The sequence below is a fragment of the Corallococcus sp. CA047B genome (assembly GCF_003612065.1).
Taxonomy (GTDB): domain Bacteria; phylum Myxococcota; class Myxococcia; order Myxococcales; family Myxococcaceae; genus Corallococcus; species Corallococcus praedator.
Map to the genome: position 1 here is coordinate 1 of NZ_RAWD01000503.1, position 4,516 is coordinate 4,516.

Sequence of the window (4,516 nt, forward strand, 5' to 3'; positions counted from 1 at the left end):
CTTCGCCCCGGTGGACCTGAAGGTGGACGTCTCCAAGCTGCCCGACGCGGAGAAGCGCGCCCTGGCCAAGGTGGTCCAGGCCGCGAAGCTGATGGACCCCCTCTTCCTGCGCCAGGCCTGGGCGGGCAACGAGGCGCTGCTGCTGGACCTGGTGAAGGACACCACGCCCCTGGGCAAGGAGCGGCTGCACGCGTTCCTGCTCAACAAGGGCCCCTGGTCGCGCCTGGACGAGGCGAAGCCGTTCCTGCCCGGCGTGCCGGCGAAGCCGGAGGAGGGGAACTTCTACCCCGCGGGCGCCACCAAGGCGGAGGTGGAGGCGTGGGTGAAGGGCCTGCCGGAGGCGCAGCAGCACGCGGCCACGGGCTTCTTCACCACGCTGCGCAAGGGCCCGGACGGCAAGTTCGTGAGCGTGCCCTACAGCGTCGAATACCAGGGAGAGCTGGCCATGGCCGCGCAGCTGCTCCGCGAGGCGGCGGCGCTCACCCAGCAGCCCACGCTGAAGAGCTTCCTGGAGAAGCGCGCGGCGGCGTTCCTGTCCAACGACTACTACGCGAGCGAGGTCGCGTGGATGGAGCTGGACGCGAGCGTGGAGCCCACCCTCGGGCCCTATGAGGTCTACGAGGACGGCTGGTTCAACTACAAGGCCGCGTTCGAGGCGTTCATCGGCGTGCGCGACGACGTGGAGACGCAGAAGCTCACGAAGTTCAGCGCGGAGTTGCAGGAGCTGGAGAACAACCTCCCCATCGAGCCCGCGCTGCGCAACCCGAAGATTGGCGCGCTGGCCCCCATCCGCGTCATCAACAGCCTGTACTCCTCCGGCGACGGCAACCGGGGCGTGCAGACCGCGGCCTTCAACCTGCCCAACGACGAGCGCGTGGCGGCGGAGAAGGGCACCAAGCGCGTGATGCTCAAGAACGTGCAGGAGGCCAAGTTCCAGCGCGTGCTGCTGCCCATCGCGAAGGTGGCGCTGCCCGCGAAGGACCGCAAGGACGTGGCCTTCGATGCCTTCTTCACGCACATCCTGATGCATGAGCTGATGCACGGCCTGGGACCCCACAACGTCACCGTGGCCGGGAAGCAGACGACGGTGCGGCAGGCGCTGCAGGCGTCCTCCAGCGCCATTGAAGAGGCCAAGGCGGACATCTCCGGCCTGTGGGCGCTCCAGCGGCTGGTGGACAAGGGCACCCTGGACAAGTCCCTGCAGCGCACCATGTACACGACGTTCCTCGCGTCCGCGTTCCGCTCCATCCGCTTCGGCATCGACGAGGCGCACGGCAAGGGCATCGCGCTGCAGCTCAACCACTTCCTGGACACCGGCGCGGTGAAGGTGAACGCGGACGGCACGTTCGAGGTGGTGCCCGACAAGATGCAGGCGTCCGTCACGTCGCTGACGAACCAGCTCATGGCCCTGCAGGCGAAGGGCGACCGCGCGGAGGCCGAGGCGCTGCTCGCGAAGCAGGGCGTGGTGCGGCCCTCCGTGCAGAAGGTGCTGGAGCGGCTGAAGAACGTGCCGGTGGACATCGAGCCGCGCTACGTCACCGCCGACTCGCTGGTGCGCGACTTCGGCGCGCCCGCGGCGGCCCCCACCGGGACGAAGTAGCCGCTTCCCATTCCCCGTTCCGCCGCGTTTTCCCGTGCGCGGCGGGCGGGGCATGGCCAGTAAGGGAAGCACATGGCGCCCGTGTCCTCCTCCCAGCCCGTGCCACCCGACCCGTGGGGCGCCGTGCTCGCGCTCACGGTGCTGGGCGCGTGGGGGGGACACCTGGCGTGGCTCTTGGCCGGGCCCGAGCGGCCGTGGGACTCACCGCTCACCTGGCTGCACGTCCTCTTCCAGATGTGGCTGTCCACCGGCCTCTTCATCACCGGCCATGACGCCATGCACGGCACCGTGTCCCTGCACCGCCGGGTGAACGCGGCGGTGGGCACGGTGGCCTGTTTCCTCTTCGCGGGCCTGTCCTACCGGCGGCTGGTGGTGAACCACCGCGCGCACCACGCGGACCCCACGGGGGACAGCGATCCGGACTTCGCCACCCGCACCCAGGCGTTCTGGCCGTGGTTTGGCACCTTCATGGTGCGCTACACGACGTGGCCGCAGATCGCGGTGATGGCGCTGAAATTCAACGCGCTCCTGTACCTGGGCGTGCCCCAGGCGCGCATCCTGGTGTTCTGGGTGCTGCCGTCGGTGCTGGCCACCGTGCAGCTCTTCTATTTCGGCACCTACCGGCCGCACCGGCGCCCGGACACGGCGGACATGGCGCCCCACCACGCGCGCACCCTGCCGCGCAACCACCTGTGGGCCCTGCTGTCGTGCTTCTTCTTCGGCTACCACTGGGAGCACCACGCGTCCCCCGGCACGCCCTGGTGGCGGCTGTGGCGGCTGAAGGACGCCCGGCGGTAACCGACCGGGGGCCTGGAGCGTTATAGAGGGGCCATGCGCGACAAGCTCCCTCCCGAGCCTCCCGGTTCCGAAGTGACGCCCGAGAAGCTCTACCTGCGCCGCCGCGAGCTCATCAAGAACGCGGGCCTGTTCGCGGGCACCGCCGCCGTGGTGGGGGGCGGGCTGTACCTGCTGGGCTTGAAGCGCACCCGGCCCATGGACGGCTTCGTTCCGGACGCGGGGACGGTCGCGCAGCCAGTGGCGCCCGCCGCGGGGGCCTTCGACACCGACGAGCCGCGCACGCCCTACGAGGACATCACCACCTACAACAACTTCTACGAGTTCGGCCTGGACAAGAACGACCCGGCCCGCCGCGCCCACACCCTCAAGCCCCGGCCGTGGACCGTCGTCATCGACGGCGAGGTGCACAAGCCGCAGACGGTGGACGTGGATCAGCTCATCGCCGGCTTCCCCCTGGAGGAGCGCGTCTACCGGATGCGCTGCGTGGAGGCCTGGTCCATGGTGATTCCGTGGCTGGGCATCCCGCTGGGCAAGCTGCTGGAGCGCGTGCAGCCCACGTCCTTCGCGAAGTACGTGGCCTTCACCACGCTGGAGGACCCGGAGCAGATGCCCGGCCAGAAGAGCCCGGTGCTGGACTGGCCCTACGTGGAGGGCCTGCGCCTGGACGAGGCCCAGCACCCGCTGACGCTGCTGGCCACGGGCCTGTACGGCAAGCAGCTGCCCGCGCAGAACGGCGCGCCGCTGCGGCTGGTGGTGCCGTGGAAGTACGGCTTCAAGGGCATCAAGTCCATCGTGCGCATCTCGCTCACGCGGGAGCAGCCGCGCACGACGTGGAACCTGGCCAACCGGCGCGAGTACGGCTTCTACGCCAACGTGAATCCGGCGGTGGACCACCCGCGCTGGAGCCAGGCCAGTGAGCGGCGCATCGGTGACACCGGCCGGCGCCCGACGCTGCCCTTCAACGGCTACGCGGAGCAGGTGGCCGACCTCTACCGTGGCATGGACCTGAAGCAGGACTTCTAGCGCATGGCCTCCAAGCAACCCTGGCTCAACCCCGCCGTCGCACTCGGGGGACTGTCCCCCCTGGCCCTGCTCGCGGTGCAGGGCGCCCAGGGGCAACTCGGGGCCAATGGCATCGAGTTCGCCCTCAACCAGACGGGCCTCTTCGCGCTGGCGGTGCTGATGGCGTCGCTGGCGTGCACGCCGCTGCGCCTCATCACCGGCTGGACGTGGCCCGCGCGCATCCGCCGCACGCTGGGCCTCTTGGCCTTCACGTACGCCGGCGCGCACTTCCTCACGTACTCCGTGTTGGATCAGGGCCTGGACGTGCGCGCCATGGTGGAGGACGTGCTGACGCGGCCCTTCATCACCGTGGGCTTCACCGCGTTCATGCTGCTGGTGCCGCTGGCCCTCACGTCCACGAACAAGTCGGTGCGCCGGCTGGGGTTTCCGAAGTGGCAGCGCCTGCACCGGCTGGCCTACGTGGCCGCGATGCTGGGCGTGGTGCACTTCATCTGGCGCGTGAAGAAGGACGTGACGGAGCCGGTGCTCTACGGCGCCGTGCTGGCCCTGCTGCTGGCGGTGCGGGTGGGAGAGGCCCTGCGCAAGAAGCGGGCCCTGGCGGCACAGCGCACGGCGTGAGGCGCTTGGGGCGCCTCCGGACTACTTGGCGGCGCGGGGCAGCGGCAGGATGGTGTCCACCAGCGTCATCAGCTGCGCGCAGCTCACGGGCTTGCGCACGAAGGCGCTAATGCCGGCCTTCTGGCCCAGGGCGCGCACTTCCGCCACGTTCGGGTCGCCGGTCATCATCAGGATGGGGACCTTGGACAGCTTGGGATTCGCGCTGGCGCGGATCTGCCCGGCGAAGTCCGCGCCGTTCATCCCGTCCATGTGGAAGTCCGTGAGGATGAGGTCCACGGGCTCCGCTTCGGCGACCTTGAGGCCCTCCTCGGCGGACTCGGCCTCCAGGAACTCGAAGCTGCGGGCCATCAGGTAGATCTTCAGCAGCGTCCGGATGGAGCGGCTGTCATCCACCAGCAGGACGCGCTGCGGACCCGCTCCCGAAGCCGGACGGACCGTGGGCGTGCTTCCCGTGGGACGGGAGGGCACGGGTTCGGG

Annotated in this window: 5 protein-coding genes; 4 read left to right on the forward strand and 1 reads right to left on the reverse strand. The window is 69.8% G+C overall.

What is annotated here, in order from left to right; translation table 11 throughout:
* The 4 genes from D7X74_RS39900 to D7X74_RS39915 all read left to right on the forward strand — a co-directional run.
* Nucleotides 1-1,600, forward strand: a 1,600-nt coding sequence (locus tag D7X74_RS39900; protein WP_120538171.1) for a hypothetical protein, incomplete at its 5' end; no start/stop codon positions are given.
* A gap of 72 nt (nt 1,601-1,672) precedes the next feature.
* Nucleotides 1,673-2,398, forward strand: a complete 726-nt coding sequence (locus tag D7X74_RS39905) for a fatty acid desaturase (protein WP_120538172.1) — start codon at nt 1,673-1,675, stop codon at nt 2,396-2,398.
* A gap of 33 nt (nt 2,399-2,431) precedes the next feature.
* On the forward strand, nt 2,432-3,421 hold the full coding sequence (gene msrP, locus D7X74_RS39910) for a protein-methionine-sulfoxide reductase catalytic subunit MsrP (protein ID WP_120538173.1): 990 nt from the start codon (nt 2,432-2,434) through the stop codon (nt 3,419-3,421).
* Nucleotides 3,422-3,424: 3 nt separating this feature from the next.
* The gene (locus D7X74_RS39915; protein WP_120538174.1) at nt 3,425-4,039 is read left to right on the forward strand and encodes a sulfite oxidase heme-binding subunit YedZ; all 615 of its coding nucleotides are present in this window, start codon (nt 3,425-3,427) and stop codon (nt 4,037-4,039) included.
* A gap of 21 nt (nt 4,040-4,060) precedes the next feature.
* On the opposite strand, the gene D7X74_RS39920 is transcribed toward D7X74_RS39915, so the two are convergent.
* Nucleotides 4,061-4,516, reverse strand: a 456-nt coding sequence (locus tag D7X74_RS39920) for a response regulator (protein WP_370450861.1), incomplete at its 5' end; no start/stop codon positions are given.